The organism is Streptomyces sp. CB02923 (assembly GCF_001905005.1).
Classification (GTDB): Bacteria; Actinomycetota; Actinomycetes; order Streptomycetales; family Streptomycetaceae; genus Streptomyces.
This window is the reverse complement of the sequence record NZ_LWKZ01000023.1, coordinates 674192-690616: the sequence shown is the minus strand read 5'-3', so window position 1 is coordinate 690616 and position 16425 is coordinate 674192. Positions and strand designations below refer to the sequence as shown.

11 protein-coding genes and 1 pseudogene are annotated in these 16425 nt (G+C 73.2%); 5 read left to right on the top strand and 7 right to left on the bottom strand.

The window, feature by feature from the left end:
- Nucleotides 1–60 precede the first annotated feature (60 nt).
- Nucleotides 61–1557 (top strand): aldehyde dehydrogenase, encoded by a 1497-nt coding sequence (locus A6A06_RS21175; protein ID WP_073762837.1) that lies wholly within the window; start codon nucleotides 61–63, stop codon nucleotides 1555–1557.
- A 125-nt stretch (nucleotides 1558–1682) separates the two neighbouring features.
- Nucleotides 1683–2423, top strand: coding sequence for a gamma-glutamyl-gamma-aminobutyrate hydrolase family protein (locus tag A6A06_RS21170; protein WP_073763286.1), 741 nt, complete (start codon nucleotides 1683–1685; stop codon nucleotides 2421–2423).
- Between the two features lie 8 nt (nucleotides 2424–2431).
- On the opposite strand, the gene A6A06_RS21165 is transcribed toward A6A06_RS21170, so the two are convergent.
- A complete protein-coding gene (locus A6A06_RS21165) occupies nucleotides 2432–3007 on the bottom strand; it encodes a MarR family winged helix-turn-helix transcriptional regulator (protein ID WP_073762836.1) in 576 nt (191 codons plus the stop codon).
- 203 nt (nucleotides 3008–3210) lie between these two features.
- Here A6A06_RS21165 and A6A06_RS21160 point away from each other — a divergent pair, with 203 nt between their 5' ends.
- Nucleotides 3211–3996: an SDR family NAD(P)-dependent oxidoreductase gene (locus A6A06_RS21160; protein ID WP_073762835.1), complete on the top strand. Its 786-nt coding sequence runs from the start codon at nucleotides 3211–3213 to the stop codon at nucleotides 3994–3996.
- A gap of 46 nt (nucleotides 3997–4042) precedes the next feature.
- On the opposite strand, the gene A6A06_RS21155 is transcribed toward A6A06_RS21160, so the two are convergent.
- The gene (locus A6A06_RS21155; protein ID WP_073763285.1) at nucleotides 4043–4840 is read right to left on the bottom strand and encodes an acetoacetate decarboxylase family protein; all 798 of its coding nucleotides are present in this window, start codon (nucleotides 4838–4840) and stop codon (nucleotides 4043–4045) included.
- Nucleotides 4841–5048: 208 nt separating this feature from the next.
- Here A6A06_RS21155 and A6A06_RS21150 point away from each other — a divergent pair, with 208 nt between their 5' ends.
- Both A6A06_RS21150 and A6A06_RS21145 read left to right on the top strand, forming a co-directional pair.
- On the top strand, nucleotides 5049–6416 hold the full coding sequence (locus A6A06_RS21150; protein WP_073762834.1) for a glutamine synthetase family protein: 1368 nt from the start codon (nucleotides 5049–5051) through the stop codon (nucleotides 6414–6416).
- Between the two features lie 86 nt (nucleotides 6417–6502).
- Nucleotides 6503–7624: pseudogene (locus tag A6A06_RS21145) on the top strand (cytochrome P450); the annotation flags it as partial.
- 9 nt (nucleotides 7625–7633) lie between these two features.
- Here the strand turns inward: A6A06_RS21145 and A6A06_RS21140 are convergent.
- The 5 genes from A6A06_RS21140 to A6A06_RS21125 are packed head-to-tail and all read right to left on the bottom strand — an operon-like array spanning nucleotide 7634 to nucleotide 16121.
- Nucleotides 7634–9130: a TIGR02679 family protein gene (locus tag A6A06_RS21140; protein WP_443333764.1), complete on the bottom strand. Its 1497-nt coding sequence runs from the start codon at nucleotides 9128–9130 to the stop codon at nucleotides 7634–7636.
- Entirely contained in the window at nucleotides 9127–9543 is a 417-nt protein-coding gene (locus A6A06_RS42900) for an SbcC/MukB-like Walker B domain-containing protein (RefSeq protein WP_242440857.1), read from the bottom strand. Before A6A06_RS42900 ends, A6A06_RS21140 begins: the two co-directional genes overlap by 4 nt.
- 1 nt (nucleotide 9544) lies before the next feature.
- Nucleotides 9545–13213 carry a TIGR02680 family protein gene (locus A6A06_RS21135; protein WP_242440856.1) on the bottom strand — a complete coding sequence of 1223 codons (3669 nt, stop codon included), beginning with the start codon at nucleotides 13211–13213 and terminating at the stop codon, nucleotides 9545–9547.
- Between the two features lie 2 nt (nucleotides 13214–13215).
- The gene (locus A6A06_RS21130) at nucleotides 13216–14571 is read right to left on the bottom strand and encodes a TIGR02678 family protein (RefSeq protein WP_073762832.1); all 1356 of its coding nucleotides are present in this window, start codon (nucleotides 14569–14571) and stop codon (nucleotides 13216–13218) included.
- The gene (locus A6A06_RS21125) at nucleotides 14568–16121 is read right to left on the bottom strand and encodes a TIGR02677 family protein (RefSeq protein WP_073762831.1); all 1554 of its coding nucleotides are present in this window, start codon (nucleotides 16119–16121) and stop codon (nucleotides 14568–14570) included. Before A6A06_RS21125 ends, A6A06_RS21130 begins: the two co-directional genes overlap by 4 nt.
- Nucleotides 16122–16425: the final 304 nt, after the last annotated feature.

Sequence of the window (16425 nt, the reverse complement as noted above, 5' to 3'; positions counted from 1 at the left end):
CCCCAAACGTCATGCCGGAGCCCGGTACCGCAAGGGCCGGGAGAGACGGGAGAGGTGCCCATGCCGGAGAGTGACACCAGCCACGACACCTGGCTTCGCCGGGCGGACCGGTGGGTTCCGCCCACCCGCCATCGCATCGCGGGCGCGGACGAGGACGGCTCGGGCGCGTCCTTCCGCGTCCTGTCCCCGCGCGACGGCCGTGAGCTGGCCGTCGTCGCGGACGCCGGGGAGCGGGAGGTGGGCCGCGCGGTCCACGCGGCCCGGCGCGCCTTCGACGCGGGCCCCTGGCCCCGCCTCTCCCCGGCCGCGCGAGGCCGCGCCCTGCTGCGCCTCGCCGACCTGATCGAGGAACATCGCACGGAACTCGCCCTGGCCGTCAGCCTGGAGAACGGCAAACCGGTCAGCGAGGCGTACGGCATCGAACTGCGCGCCACCATCGCCACGTTCCGCTGGTACGGACAGCTCGCGGACAAACTGCACGACGAGTCCCCGCACACCGGCCCCGCCGCGCTCGCCCTCGTCACGCGCGAACCCACCGGCGTCGTCGGCGCGGTCGTCCCCTGGAACTTCCCGCTCTCGCTCGCCTCCTGGAAGCTGGCCCCCGCGCTCGCCGCCGGCTGTACGGCCGTACTCAAGCCGTCCGAGCTGACGCCGCTGTCCGCGCTGCTCCTCGGCCGGCTCGCGGACGAGTCGGGACTGCCGCCGGGCGTACTCAACGTGGTCGCGGGCGACGGCCCCGTGGCGGGGCGCGCCCTCGGTCTGCACCCGGACGTGGACGTCCTCGCGTTCACCGGATCGACGGCCGTGGGACGCCACTTCCTGCGCTACGCCGCCGACTCCAACCTCAAGCGCGTCTGGCTCGAACTCGGCGGCAAGTCACCGAACATCGTGCTGCCCGACGCGCCCGATCTGGAGACCGCCGCCACCACGGCGGCCTGGGGGATCTTCTTCAACCAGGGCGAGATGTGCACGGCGCCCTCCCGGCTGCTGGTGCACTCCTCGGTGGCGGAGCAGGTCGTGGACACGGTGGTCGGGCGGGCCCGCGCGCTGCGTGTCGGCGACCCGCTGGACCCGGCGACGGAGATGGGCGCGGTGGCGGGCGAGGCCCGCGCCCGTGCCGTACTCGCCCACGTACGGGCCGGGCAGGAGGCGGGCGCCCGGCTGCGCACCGGCGGCGCCCGGCTGGACCGCGTACCGGGCGGCAGCTATCTGGAACCGACGGTCTTCGACCGGGTGCGGCCGGACATGCGGCTCGCGCGGGACGAGGTGTTCGGCCCCGTGCTGTCCGTCCTCACCTTCGACACGGAGGAGGAGGCGGTGGCCCTGGCCAACGACACCGAGTACGGCCTCGCCGCCGCCGTGTGGACCGCGGACCTCGGCACCGCCCACCGCCTCTCGCGTGCCCTGCGCGCGGGCACCGTCTGGGTCAACTGCTACGAGGAGGGTGACCTTTCCGTCCCCTTCGGCGGCTACAAGCAGTCGGGCAACGGGCGCGACAAGTCCGTACACGCCCTGGAGAAGTACACCGAACTCAAGACGACCTGGATCCAGTGGTGAACCCCCCGCGCAACGGCTCCCGCGGCGCTCCGCGAAGCTCCCCGCGGAACTCCCCCCGGAACGCTTCGCGGGACTCCCTCCGGAACACCTCGCGGGACTGCGCGCCGTACGGTGCCCGCCCCCTCATCGCCCTCCCCCAGCGCTTCTCCGCCACGGCTTCGGCGCTGCGCCACGGCGCCGTGGTGACCGCGCGGGCGCTGTCGGAAGCCGTCCTGCGCGCGGGCGGCGAGCCGTTCATGATGCACCCGGGTCCGCCGGATGAGGCCGCCGGGCGGCTGGCCCGCTGCGACGGCGTACTGCTGCCGGGCGGCGGCGACGTGGCACCCCAGCTCTACGACACCGGTGCCGAGACCCACGACAGGGTCTACGACGTCGACGCGGAGCAGGACGCGTTCGACCTCGCGGTGGCGCGGCACGCGCTGGCGAACGGGCTGCCGCTGCTGGCCGTCTGCCGCGGACTCCAGGTCGTCAACGTCGCCCTCGGCGGGACGCTGCGCCAGGACATGGGCGGCACGGAGGGCGAGCACCGGCACCGCGTCCACCACGTCACGCTCGCGGCGGGCTCGGTGGTCGCGAAGGCGATGGCGGGCGGCCGGATCCATGGGGCAGTGCGTCCGCAGGCCGCGGCGGAAGCCGACAAGGTGGAGGTGTCGTGCTATCACCACCAGTGCACGGACCGGCTGGGCGAAGGGCTCGCGGTCACCGGGCGCGCCGCGGACGGCACCGTGGAGGCCCTCGAACTGCCTCGCCGCCGTGCGTGGTTCGCAGCGGTGCAGTGGCACCCCGAGGACACGGCGGCCTCGGATCCTGCCCAGCAAGGCCTGTTCGAGGCGCTGGTCGAGGCGGGCAGGGGGCGGTTCTCCTGAGGGCCGGCTCAGCGCCGGGAAGGGCGGCGTCCGCTGCGTCGCGGGCGGGGGTCGGCGCCGTCGAGGAGGGCGAGCCGCCGCTCCTCCCCGTTCTCCTCCGTCTGCACCACGATCTTCCGCAGGAGATCGGCCAGCGTCCGGCACTCCTCGTCGGTCAGCCGCTCGGAGACGAAGACCTCCTCCGCGTTGAAGGCGGGGAAGACCTCGGCCATCAGCTGCTCGCCCTCGTCCGTCAGCCGCAGCAGCACCAGGCGCCCGTCGGAGGGGTGGCTGTTGCGTTCGAGGAGGCCCCGGCTCTGGAGCGTGCGGCACACTCCCGTCAGGGTGCCCTTGGAGATGCCCGCCTCCTCCGCCACGTGGCGGGTCTCCGTCTCGCCCCAGATCCATACGACCCACAGCACGACGAACGAGGTCCAGGACAGCTCGGCCCCCCGCAGCACGGAGTTCTCGAAGTGCTGCCGCACGGCCGCTGCGGCGCGGTAGATGTTCGCCACCGCGACCATCTGTACGTGCCGGATCGGTGTGTCGCCCAGCTTGGCCTGTACGGCCTTCTCGGTCTCCCGGATGGAACGGTGCTCCGTCACGTCGTGTTCTCCCGCGTCTCTCGCCCTCGCCGGCAGTCCCCTGCCGGGTCCCGTGCGCCCCTGTACGACCGTTTTCGTTCGCGACCCTTACGGACTCAAACGATAACCCGGCCCACCCTGCCGCATCCGCTCTCCCCTGGGCCCGCCCCCTTCTCCGTCCTCAGCTCACCGTCGCACCGCCCTTCAGCGAAAGCGAGTTCCCTATGACGCCCGTACTGCTCGTGGCCGGGGCCAGCAGTGGGATCGGCGCGGCCATCGCCGCGCGCGGCACGGAGGAAAGGGCCCGTGTCGCCGTGTGCGCACGGCGCGCCGAGGCGCTGCGCAAGGCCGCGGACGCGTCCGGCGCGACGCCCTACGTCGCCGATGTGACCGTACGCAGCGAGGTCGAGGAGCTGATCGCGGCCGTGGTGCGGGACCACGGCCGCCTGGACGGCGTGGTCGCCAACGCCGGAACCATCCGCCCCGGCGGCCTGCTCGAACTCAGCGACGAGGACTGGGACGTCACGCTGCGGACCAACCTCACCTCCGTCTTCCTGCTCGCCCGCGCGGCCCTTCCCCACCTGGCGGCCGCGCGGGGCGCGTTCGTCACGGTGGGCTCCGTCGCCGGGCTGCGCGCCGCCGCGGGCGCGAGCGCTTACGCCGCGTCCAAGGCGGGCGCCGGGATGCTGACGAACGTCATCGCCGCGGAGTTCGGCCCGCGCGGAGTGCGCGCCAATACCGTCTGTCCGGGCTGGACGCGTACGGAGATGGCCGACGAGGAGATGCGGGAGTTCGCCGACGGGCTCCCCTTGGACGCGGCGTACGCGCGGGCCACGGCGCTGGTGCCGCAGCGGCGCGCGGCGTCGGCCGAGGAGGTCGCGGATGCCGTGCTGTGGCTCCTCGGACCGCGGTCCTCCTACGTCAACGGGGCGACGCTGACCGTGGACGGCGGCCTGACCTCGGTCGACGCGGGGCGCGTGCCCTTCGACTTCACGGTGACGCCGCGGTGACACGACGTGGGGACGGAGGCGGGGGCGCAGGCGCAGGCTCGTACCGCTACGCGCCCGTGTTCCGCTCCAGCACCGTCCCCCCGTCCCAGCACACCCCCACCTGCCGGTAGTAGGCCCCGATCGGCTCCGCGACGGCGAGGGCCGCCAGTTCCTCCGTGGGCGACTCGAAGAGTTCCAGTTCCGCGTCCGCTGCCCACGCCTGGCCTGCTTCGAAGGAAGCGGCCCCGCTCTCGACCAGTTCGTCCAGGGCGAGTCCCGTCCCGTCGACCGAGGGCATCGAGCGGTGGTGGGCCATCGGGTGGCCGTTCACGAAGCCGCCCGTCGCCGACGGCTCGCGCAGCGTGGCGACCGCCTGCGCCAGCCGCCGGTCCCCCGCCGCGAGCGTCGCGCCGAAGACGGCGCCGGGCTCGATGCGGGGCGCGGGCCCGTACGGATGGGGCCTGGTCATCTGGATGGAGCCGAGCTTCTTCGGGTAGCCCTGGTGGATTCCGCGGGCGAGGGCGAAGTCCTTGTCGACCCAGATGTAGACGCAGCGGGAGTACGTACGGCCGCGGTAGCCGCAGCGTACGACCGCGAAGCACTCCTTGTACTGGCTGCGCACCGGGTCGAGCAGCTCCTCCTTCCCCGCGCCGCAGGACTGCCAGTCGGCCCAGATGAGCGCGACGGCACCGGGGTCCTCGTCCGCGGGGGCGAGCGGCGCGGGGAGGAGTTCGCGGACCCGCGCGGGATCGGTGCGGTATTCGATGGTGAGCAGGTCGCCGGAGTAGTACCAGGGCGGGGCCGGGATCAGCGATGCCCGCCCCGTGGCGGTCCTGGGCGGGAAGAAACCTCGGACGGTGGGCACGGTGGGCACGGCGGACTCCTCGGGTTCCTCGTTCGGCATACCGTTTGGGCCCGTACGATATGCCCTTGACCCCGGGTTGTCACGAGCGCGCCGATCGCGCCGCCGATCCATCGCGCCCCCTTGCGCGGCACCCGCCCTCTTCATATTGTTCGACCCCAAACGATATCGAGTGAACCCGAGCACAGGCCCCGCAGGAAGGCTGGACAGGGTGAGCGAACAGAGCCCGGCACACGGCGACCAGGCCCGTCAGGCCGTCGCGGCGCTGCGAGCACAGGACATCGATGTGGTGCGCGTCGTCTACCCCGACCTGCTCGGCGCCGACCGCGCCCGCGACATCCTCGTCAGTCATCTGCCGACCGCCGCGCGCCAGGGCCTGGCGTTCTGCCGCGCGGTCTACCACACCAGCCCGCAGAGCGACACCGTCCCCATGCCGGGGGGCCTGTCGGCAGGCATGCCGGACATCTCCGTCCGGCCCGATCTGGACACCCTGCACGGCCTCCCCTGGGAGCCCGGTGTCGCCTGGTGTCTGGGCGACGCCCTGGACCCGGCGACCGGGCGCCCGGCCCTCGAATCCCCGCGCGACCTGCTGCGCGGTGTCCTCGACCGGTGCGGCGAGGAACTGCACCCGGTGATCGGCCCCGAGCTGGAGTACTACCTGTGCGAGCGGGACGAGGGCGCCGTCACCGGCTGGTCGCCGTACGGGAGGTCTCCCGGCAACGTCTACAGCGCGGGGCTGCGCGGCGACCCCGACGGCCACCTGCTGCGCACGCTGCGGCACCTCAAGGAACTGGAGATCGGCGTGACGGCCGGGAACCGCGAGTTCGGCAGCGGCCAGTTCGAGATCAACCTCGACCACTCACCGGCGCTCGACGCAGCCGACCGCGCGTTCCGCTTCAAGTCGGCCGTCAAGGAGATCGCACGCACGGAAGGGCGGCTGGCGACCTTCATGGCCAGGCCCTTCAACGAAGAGGGCGGCTCCGGCTTCCACCTGCACCTGTCGATGGTGGACGCGGACGGGCGCAACGTCTTCGAGGGCCGCGGCGAGGGCGATCCGCACGGCCTGTCCTCCGCCGCGCGGCACGCGATTGCCGGTGTCCTCACCCACGCGCCCGCGCTCACCGCGCTGCTGAACCCGACCGTCAACTCCTACAAGCGCTTCGGCCCCGACAGCCTCGCCCCGTGGCTGATCGACTGGGGGCTGGACAACCGCAGCGCGATGGTACGGATACCGCCCGAGCGCGGCAGCGGCACCCGCCTGGAACTACGCCTCGGAGACGCCACGGCCAACCCCTACCTCGCCGTCGCGGGCGCAATCGCCGCTGTGGGACTCGGCCTGCGGGAGAAGCGGGAGCCACCCGCGCCCCTGGACGGCTACGGCTACGGGCAGGACACCGCGGCGCGGCTGCCGGGCACGCTCACCGAGGCGCTGGACGCGCTGGAGGGCGACACGGACCTGACCGGGGTACTGGGCGCCGAATTCACCCACTCCTTCCTCACCTACAAGCGCAACGAGATCGACCGTTTCCAGCAGTACGTCACCGACTGGGAGTTCAAGGAGTACGCCTTCCTCCTATGACGCCTTCCTCGTGTGACGCCGCTCTCCTATGACGCCTTCCTCCTGTGTACGCCCCGTCCGCCCGCCCCTCCGGAGGACAGCTCCCCATGACCATCGCTCCCACCACACCCGAACCGCTGTCCCTCGACGCGGTCGACCTCGCCGACCACGACAACTTCACCGACGGCGAGCTGCCCTGGCGGATGTTCGACACGCTGCGCCGCGAGGACCCGGTCCACTGGCAGCCGGAGCCCGCGCCCAACAGCGGCTTCTGGGCCGTCACCCGGCACGCCGACATCGTGCGCGCCGGCCGCGACCCCGAAACGTTCACCTCCACGGAGTTCACCAACCTCGAAGAGGTCGACGCGCAGCACTGCGAGGCACGCCGCTCCCTCCTGGAGACCGACGGACCGCGCCACCGGGTCATGCGCAGGCTGTTGCAGCAGCAGTTCACGCCGCGCGCCGTCGCCACGTACGAGGTGTTCCTGCGCGGGCTGACCGCACGGACCCTCGACGCGGCGCTCGCCAAGGGCCGCTTCGACTTCGTCCAGGAGGTCGCGGCCGACTTCCCGATCAACGTCCTCGCCCGCATGCTCGGCGTCCCCGCGCACGACACCCGGCGGCTCATCGACTGGGGCAACCGCATCATCGGCAACACCGACCCCGACTACGCGGACGTACTGCTCGGCACCGAGGAGAGCGAGCGCTACCGCGACCTGCCCTTCCGCAGCCCCGCGGCGCTGGAGGTCTTCGCGTACGGGCGGGAGCTGGCGGCGCGGCGCAGGGGAGGCGACGGCGACGACCTGGTGAGCCGGCTCGTCAACCAGCCGCCGTCCGACGGGGTGCCGCTGTCGGCGCGGGACTTCGACAACTACTTCCTGCTGCTGGTCGTCGCGGGCAACGAGACGACCCGGCACGCCATCTCGCACGCCATGCTCGCCCTGATCAACCATCCGGAGCAGCGGGAGAAGCTGCGCCGGGACCCTTCCTCGATGCCGGGCGCCGTCGAGGAATTCCTGCGCTGGTCCTCTCCCGTCTACCACTTCCGCCGCACCGCCACCCGCGACACCGAGCTGGGCGGCAGGCGGATAGCCGAGGGCGAGAAGGTCGTCCTCTGGTTCGCCTCGGGCAACCGCGACGAGACGGTCTTCGACGCCCCCTACCGCTTCGACGTCACCCGCACCGCCAACGACCACCTCACCTTCGGCAAGGGCGGCCCGCACTTCTGCCTGGGCAGCTCACTGGCCCGCCTGGAGCTGCGCGTCATGTTCGAGGAACTCCTCCCCCGCCTCTCCGACATCCGCCTCACCGCCGCTCCCCGCCACATCCGCTCCAACTTCGTCAACGGCCTCAAGACCCTGCCCGTCGAGGTCGTCACGGCATAGCCGTGCGCGAGGGGGTGGTGGTTCCGGGGGCGGCCGGTGGTACGGCCGGCCGTATGACGCGGAGAGGTCCTCCAACAGCACTTCGGATACCAATTCCTCGACCACGGCCACGCCGAGCCCGGTCATGGCCTCGGCCAGCCCGGGGTCCCACGGCGCTTCGGTGACGCGGCCGGGCCGAGGACCGTGGGGGTGGCGGACAACCGCCGCGCGGTAGTCCGCCGCCGTCATGCGCCACGGGCATGCCGGTGTCTTGTCCAGGAGGTACGCGGCGATGCGGACGCCTTCACCGTCGAAGTCGCCGTGGTAACGCAGGGCGGAACCGTGGTCCGCGAGCAGCCGCAGGAGGCGGATCGCCGCGCTGTTGGGCCAGCCGGACGTACAGACGAGCGGCGGGCAGTCCGGGCCGAAGCGGCGTACGGCCAGCGCAAGGATGCTGGGGTTCTCCACGACGTGGACGACGGGGGCCGATGGGACCACGGGGGCCGGTGGGAAAGCGAGTTCCGGTGGGACGGCGGGAGCCGGCTCTTCGAGGAAGCCGAATTCGCCCGGGGCCCGCAGATGGGCGAGGGTCAGGCAGGCCGCCTGCCCCGCCTCGGCACACACCCGCGTCACACGGGCGAGCAGTCCGCCGCCGGACAGGCGGAGTCCGGCGGCCAGGACGGTGCTGGACAGGTCGTCGTCGGCGACGCCCGCGCGGACCCACAGGGCACGCCGGTCCGCGGCGGACTGCGGCGGCGCCGTGTCATGGAGGGTGGCCAGGGCGCGCAGGACGAGGGAAGACAGGCGGGTGCCGTCGTCGAGTGCGTGCGCATCTCCTCGCAGGACGCGGGCGGCGAAGACCGGCAGGGGCTCGGCCTGGGCAGGGAGCGCCGCGAGGACGGTGAGCGCGTCGGTGAGCAGGTGCCGGGTGCGCTCCGGTGAGCCGCCGACCAATCCGGCGGACCGGCAGGCGGCGGCCCAGTCGGCAAGCGCCGGCTGAGCCCGTACGGTGTGGTGGCCGTCCAGCCATGTCCAGAGTCCGGCTCGTTCGGCCGCTTGGCGGCGCCGGTCCCCCGCACGGTTGTCGAGCGGGCCGACGAGGTCGGCGACGGCTTCGTGGACCGTGCGCCCGCACAGTTCGGTGACGGCTTCCTCCAGGCGGTCCAGGGCGACGGAGGGCCGGACGGGCGGCAAGCGGTCCAGGCCGAGGAGGTCGGCGAGAGCTTCACGCTGGGCTTCGTCGAGCGGGCCGATACGCACGCGGGTGACGGGGCGGCCGGACGAGAGGCGGTCGTGGACCGCCTGCCACAGGACACGCAGCTCGGGGCGGCGCAGGGTGCGCTTCCCCGTGACCGGATCGGTGGGTGTCATTCCGCCTCCAGGTCGGTGCCGTTCCAGACGAAGCGAGCGCTGGTGACGGCGTCGTCGTCCGCCCCGGTGAGAAGCTGGTGCACGGCGATGCCGGGCAGCTCCCCGTAGGTGCACCACTCGTGGTCGGAGGTGAGCATGAGGTCCAGGTCGAGTGCGGCGAGCAGGGCGAAGACCTGTCCGCGGTTGACGGTGTCGACACCGACGAAGACCTCGTCCAGCAGGATGGGCCGGGGTGCTCCGGGCACCGCCTCGTAGTGCGCGGCGACGGCGGCGAACAACGGCAGGTGCAGGGCGATGGCCTTTTCCCCGCCGGACAGCGCGCCGTGCAGCTTCTTGGTCAGCGGCTGCCAGCCGGCCCCGTTGGCCCGGTCGAGGCGTACGGTGAACCGGTGCCACGCCGTGTAGTCGAGCACCTCACCGGAGCTGCTCCTCCCAGCTGGTCGCGGTGTTCCTGCTCTTGGCTTCCTCGATGCGGGCACGGAAGAAGTCGTGCAGCGCCTCCCGGTCGGCTCGGGTGACCCTGCCCGGGTCCTTGAGCAGGAGTTCGCGGGCGGTGCGGGTGCCGTCGGGGAGGTCGGGGCGGATCTGCCAGACGAGTTGTACGGCGACACGGGAGGCGGTGCGGACACGCTCCAGATGCCCGTTCATGCGCTCGACGAGTTCACCGGCCTGACGGATCCGGGCAGCGAGGTGGCGGCGGATGTCGCCGGTGAGGATCTGGTCGAACAGACCGCGTTCGGCGGCGGTGATGTCGTCGCGGCTGCGGTCGCGCTCCCGGGTGAGCGCGGTGAGCAGGCCGGTGGCGCCGACACGTACGCCGTCCAGGGTGGCGGTGAAGAGCTGGATGTCGTCGTCGGGCTCCAGGTCCAGGTCGGCACGGGCACCGAGACGCTGCCGGGCTTCGTGGACGGCTTCGGAGAGGCGGGTCGCGGCGTCGCTCAGGTTGCGCGGCGCGTGCGGGATGCCGGGCCATTGCGCCGCCGTCGCGCGGGCGGCCTCCAGGGTGGCCTTGGCGCCGTCCTCGGCGTCGAGTTGCAGTGCGATACCGGCGTCTTCGGCCAGCCCGGTCCTGCACAGGTGCCGGAACCGGCCCGCCGCCTCGTCCCGGGTCGTGACGGCCCGCTCACGTAGCTCGGCGTCCTGGCTGCTGGTGGCCTGGAGCCCTCCGATACGCCCTTCCAGACGCAGCAGGTGATCTCCCGTCCGGGCGAACTCCTCACGGCACTCGCGCAGTTCACCGCGCGCCTCGGCGACGCGCGCGACGACCTGCCGGTAGTCCTCGCCGACAGTCGCCTCCACCGCCTCCAGACGCGCCCGCAGTCCATCGGCGTCGGCCTCGGCGGCGGCCGCGTCCGCGGACTGCTCGTCGGCGGCCTGGCGCGAGCGATCCGCCTGGCCCGCCAGCTGGCGGGCCTTGTCGGCACCGGTGGCGGCGGCGATTCGGGCGTCCACCCAGGTGTCGGCCGTGTCACGGTACCGGTCCACTTCGCCGGACAGGTCACGCAAGCGGCCACGGTCGGTGGGCAACGCGTGCTCCGCGGCCCGGCGGCTGAGCGTACGCAGGGCGGTTCCCACCTCGGTCTCGCACCGGGCCAGGTGCGCGGCGGCATCGCGTACGGCGTCGTCCCGGGCGGCCACCCTTTCCTCGGCGCGGTCCCGGTCACGGCTGCGGGCGTCCAGTTCCCGGTGGTCGGGGCGGGCCGCCCGGTCGGCTTCCAGGCGGGCGCGGCGGGCGGCAAAACCGTTCAGCTGGTTGTCGAGCGCGGCGAGTGAGGCGTTCATCCCGCCGATACGGTCGGTCACCTCGCTGATCCGGCGCTGTCGTGCCCGCTGCCGGGCGAGGGCGCCGATGTACGCGGGCTCCGGCTTGCTCCAGGTGCCCGTGGCGAGCGCGAGCCGCCAGGCACCGTCGGCGGAGACGGCCGCCGGGTGGCCGCCGGGCAGGCTCGTGCCGTAGGCGACACCGGCGAGGAGCCGGGTCACGGCAGCGGCCGGGACCGGGATGTCCTCCTCGGGGCGGAGCACCTCCAGCAGGCTCGGCCCGGGGGCCGCCGCGGCCAGGGCGGCCTCGGCCCGGACGTCGTGGCCGGACAGCATGATGCCCTCGTGGGGGCGGACCCAGGCGTCCAGCAGGCCGGAGGCCTCCAGCGCGGCTTCCACCGCGGCCCGTACGGCGAGGGGGACGTCGTCGCGGAAGGCGATCAGTCGCCACAGCGGGGCACCTGCCGTCGCCGTGCGGTCCGCGGTGCGGGTGGGCGGCGGCGCGGGCGGCAGGTCGGTCTCACGGCTCAGCCGCCGCACTTCCTCTTCGAGGTGGCTCCGCTCGTCCGCCAGGCTGTGCCGGGCGGCCCGGACGGTGGCTTCCGCCGCGGCGATCTCCTGTTCCACCGCACGCGCGGCGGCTTCCGTCACGGCCGTCACGTCAGCCTCGGTGGCCGCTCGGGTGACCAGTTCCCCGGGGTCGGTGATGCGGAGTTCCGCGCACGCTCCGGCCCAGGCGCGCAGCCGCTCCGCCTGTGAGGTGAGGGCGTCGTCCCAGTTCCGGGCGGCTTCGTCGCGCAGGGTGATCGCTTCCATGAGACGGGTGCGGGACCGGTCCAGTGCGTCCTCGGCGGCGCCGCGGTCGCGGACTGTGCGGTCGTGTCCGTCCATCGCCTCGGTGACGCGGGTGATCTGCTCCCGCCGGGCGGCGACAGCGCCGCGCAGCAGCCGTCGGGCCCGGCGGGCCTGTTCCTCACTCGACGTGCTCGTGGCCGCGCCGTCGAACAGTGCCTTCGCCTCGTGATGGATGGACTCCAGGCCGGCTGACCGGGCCGCGGTACGGGTCTCCTCGGCGGCTTCGTGGGCGTGGTCGTCGAGGGTGCGCGCGTGACGCGTGGCGTCGTCGGCGCGCCGCTGGTCCTCCTGCGCCCTGCCCTGTCCGGTCCGGGCGGCTGCGCTCTGCCGCCCGGCAGTGGTTGCGGCGTGCTCGGCGCGGCGACGGAGCCGGTCCAGTTCCTCGCCCTGTTTGTACGCGTCGCTCTCCCGCAGGCCCTCGACGGTCTCCTCCAGGGCGTGCGCGCGCCTGTCCTGCTCCTCGCCACGGGCCTGGGCCGCCTCGCGTTCCTCCAGGACCTGTGTGAGCTCCTCGGCACTGAGGCGGGCCACGCGGGTGAGATTGTCCATCTCGGTGGTCGCGGAGATCAGCGCGGCCGAGCCGGCGCGCAGGGCCCGTCGTGCGTAGGCGCGTTGGCGGGTCGCGACGGACTCGGCCGCTGTCACCTCGTCGTCGAGCCGCTTGAGGTGTTCACGCTGGCGGTCCAACCGTTCGAAGCCCTCGGCGAGCTCCGCGATCTCCGCCTCACCCAGCGGCGGCAGGGCACGGGAGAGCAGCGTGGAGAGCAGGGACGGGTCGAGCCGCTCGGACAGTTTGGGCTGGCGCAACTGCAGCAGGGCGGACAGGAGCGACTCGTAGCGCTGCTCCCCCATGCCGGCGAAGAGTTCGCGTCGTACCGCCGCGCGGTAGTCGGCGGCCGCGGCATGCACGTCGCCGCGGTCGCGCAGTTCCTCGACGAGGGCGGCGCGGGTCAGCGGCTGCCCCGCCCCGTTGACGAGGGACGCGCCTGCGGGGTGGGCGATCCTGGTGCTCGTGGTGAAGTAGTCGGCGTGCACCCCGGTGGTGTGCACGCTCGCCTGCAGGCGTGCCCCGCAGCCGAACCACCGCTCGCTGCCGTCCTCGCCGAGGCGGCTGAACTCCATCCACACGTATCCGACGCGGGTCTTGCCGGAGGCGCCCTCGCCGAGCAGGTTCCAATGCATGGTGCGTTCCGACCCGCCGAACGTGGACAGCCGGTGGGGGCGCAGGCTGGCGTCGAAGAGGAAGGGCAGCAGGAGCTCCAGGGCCTTGGACTTGCCCGACCCATTCTGCCCGCGCAGCAGCAGGCGGCCCTGGTGGAAGGTGAAAACCTCGTCGTAGTAGCGCCAGACGTTGAGGATGCCGGCGCGGCGCGGCTGCCAGCGGCTCCGGGCGGGCTCCACCGCTCGTACCGGTGTGCCGGCCGGCTCGGTGGGCTCCTGCCGCCGCGGCAGGGGAAGCTCCGTCACGCTCACTGCTCGTCTCCTTCCTCCGCGGCGCCGCCCGAAGCCGCGGCACCCGTCGTCCCGGCCCGGGTCGCACTCCGCTGCCCGCCTGACTCGCTGTCCGTTCCCGCACTCGCCGCCTCGGCCACCCGGTAGCGGTGGGCGGCGGGGCGCGCGATGACACGGCCCCCGTCCCGGCGGACCAGCCCGACGTCACACAGCACGCGTACGGCGTCGTCGGCCAGCCGTGCCGCGCCGTCCTCGGACCGGTACGCCTTCGCCCACCGCGGAAAGCGGCGCAGCAGATCCGCCCCGGCCTCGGCGAGCTGCTCGGGCAGCTTCCCGGCGGGCGCGGCGCAGACGGAATCCAGGAGGAGCAGCGCGGCGACCCGGGCGGTGGACGTGTCGTCGGGGAAGCGGAAATCGGTGGCCAGGGCATCCGGGTCCACGAGCAGGAAGCCCTCCGCCCGTTCCTCCAGGACGAAGCCCGCCTGCTCGACCGAACGGCGCAGGATCTGGCGTCCGGTCAGGGACGTGACGTAGGCCAGCTCCTCCTCGGAGAGGTCCGCCCGGTACAGGACCGGGTCGTCGAAGAGGCGGCGCAGGACCGAGTGGCGCAGATGCAGGTTGCGCTGTGTGTCCGTGGCACCGGTCTCGCTCCGCGCCTCGTCCGCGGCGCCGCCACCCGCCGCCTCCGGTACATGGCCGTAGCGTCGTTCCCGCACGAGTCCGGCGAGGAGGTCCTCGAACCGTGCGGGCGCCTCCTCCGGGGGCACGGCCAGCCGGGAGGCGCCGACGGGTGCGGAGGGCAGCCGTATCAGCAGGGTGGAGTCCACGCGGTACAGCACCTTGGCCTCCGCGGACTCGATGTACGCGTCGGTGGCCCCGTCCACGGCGCGCAGCACACCGTACGACTCCAGCAGCTTCAGGACGTCGACGAACGCCGTCCGCTCCGGCCGGTGGACCGGGTCGAAGGCGGACAGCGCCCGGTCGGCCGCGGTGGCCTGCACGACACGGTCGGCGAGCAGGCCGATGGTCGTCATCGGCATCGACAGCAGTTCGGCCGCGGTCACGCACAGCAGCACATAGCGCCGACGGTCGAACGGGGCCCGGCCCGCACGCGGCCTGCGGGCCGGGCGGGAGCCGTCCGGGTCCGCGCGGACCTTGGCCAGGCGCGCGTACCCGCGGCGGGGCTCCACCACCAGGTTCCAGCCGCACGTGTAGTCGAACCACTGCTCCAGCGGCTCGTGGCGCCGCCGTACGAGGTCGAAGGCGGCCGGGTCGGCGGCCTCGGTGAGCAGGGGCCGGGCCAGCAGGAACCGTATGCCGCGGGCGACCTCCTCCCGCTCGACGGCGGCCAGTTGGTTGGCGAGCGTGCTCATCCCACCGCCTCCTGCCGGGCAGCGCCCGGAGCCGGGAACGCACCCGGGCCGGCCACTGCGGTGACCCGGACGACGTAGTCGGGGCCGGCCAGCGTGCCCTTCGCGGTGTGCAGCACGGCGGTACGGCCGTCCGGTGGCGGAGACAGGGTGATCTCCACCCGGCCGTCCCCCGTCGTGGCGCGGCGCAGCCCGTCGGTGTCCGGCCGGGCGGACAGGGCCCGGCCCAGCAGGTCGAGCAGCCGCTCGAACACCACGGGATCCAGCGTCCCGAAGGAGGACAGGCACACCGGGCCGTCCGTCGCCAGGCCCTGCCAGGCCCGCGCGAGTTCCGCCCGCTCCGCACGGGCGCGCTCGGCACGCTCCGCCCGGACCGCCGCCACGTCCCGCACCTTGGCCGTACGGGTGAACCGCTCCGCTCTGCCGCTGGCCCGCAGCAGCGCCGACACCTCCACCGGCGGGGCCTCGGCCCAGGAGAGCGACGAGGGGATCAGCTCCGGGTCGGGGTGGGCGAGATGGGCGTGCCGCGCCGAGCCCAGGCCGAAGACCGCCGACCAGAGCCGGTGGAGGTCCTCCTCGGCCGGGGCGGCCGCGAACCAGCGCGCCAGCTCCCGGAAGTCCTGTACGGCGCTGGAGGAGCGGCGCCGCGATTCGTTGATCCGCTCCAGTACCTGCAAGAGGGAGACGATGGCCCGCCGGGCGATGTCGTGCAGCTGCTCGGCCCTCGGCCGTGCCCCGTCGTCCGGCAGGAACCACGCGCGCAGGCCCGCCCAGCGCGCCCGCCGGCTCTCCAGCCAGTTGGCCGCGGGGTCCTCGCCCGCCGACGGCGGCAACTCCGCTCCGCGCAGGGCCCGCTCGCGCAGTACGGCGATCCCGCACTCCTCCGCACGGGCCACGGCGGCGGCGACGGCCTGCCCGCGCCGGTCGAGGTTGACGAGGAACTCCTGCAGGTAGGCGACGGTGGCGGCCTTCACCTCGCGGAACACCTCCAGGTCCGCGCCCTCGGCGCGCAGGAGCCGCTGCAACTCGCCGTTGAACGCCTTGGTGTTCTCCACCAGAGCTTCCAGGTGCCCCTCCAGCTCACGCAGCGTGGTGAAGATGCGGCGGTCTGCCGAAGCGGGCTCGCCGGACAGCAGGCACAGCTCGTCGAGCCGGTCGGCTATCGCCTCCAGCACAGCCGTCTGCAGTGCCCCCGTGGAGGCGAGCATCTCCAGTGCGTGCCGCACACCGGCGAGGGCCGCCTCTCCGCGACGGGTCAGCAGGTACTGCAGGTTGCGCCGCTCGTACTCCTCGGCCGTGCGGTAGTTCTCGGCGTGGTTGTGGACCACGACGAGCAGCTCCCACTGCACCAGCTTCTTCAGCGCCTCGTGCAGTTCCCCGTCCTCGACCGCCGTCAGCCACCCCACCCCGCGCAGCCACTCCCGTACGGCGTCGAGCCCCAGCGCCGTCTCCAGATGCTCGCCGGCCGCACCGAACGCGTCCAGCACCGCTCCGTACAGGTCGGACCTCTCCACCGTGGTGAACCGGAACATCTCCGGTGGAACCCTGCGCACGCCCGTCGGCCTCCTCCCCACCGCATCAGCGGCATCTAATCCACCACCGTAGAGGGAGGCACTGACACTCATAGCTCTGTACCGGAACCGACGACGACGTCCGACAGTCGGCAGGGGGCCGCTCGCGACCCGCGCCACTCCCCCATCCCCCGCAAGTTACGCTTCTCTGCCGCCGTGATCACCGGAAACCGGCAACACAGGGGCGGCCGGCGAAAGGGAGGACAGAGGACATTCGAAGAACGACTGTGTCATCTTCCGAGGACCGCTCGGGGAGATGGCGGAGGCCGAGGCCGGCCGGGCGCGG

Excerpts from the sequence above, each read along its gene's own strand:
- A6A06_RS21140 (WP_443333764.1), bottom strand. The coding sequence starts at position 9,130 with ATGACACCCACCGATCCGGTCACGGGGAAGCGCACCCTGCGCCGCCCC.
- A6A06_RS21160 (WP_073762835.1), top strand. The coding sequence starts at position 3,211 with ATGACGCCCGTACTGCTCGTGGCCGGGGCCAGCAGTGGGATCGGCGCG.
- A6A06_RS21175 (WP_073762837.1), top strand. The coding sequence starts at position 61 with ATGCCGGAGAGTGACACCAGCCACGACACCTGGCTTCGCCGGGCGGAC.
- A6A06_RS21130 (WP_073762832.1), bottom strand. The coding sequence starts at position 14,571 with ATGAGCACGCTCGCCAACCAACTGGCCGCCGTCGAGCGGGAGGAGGTC.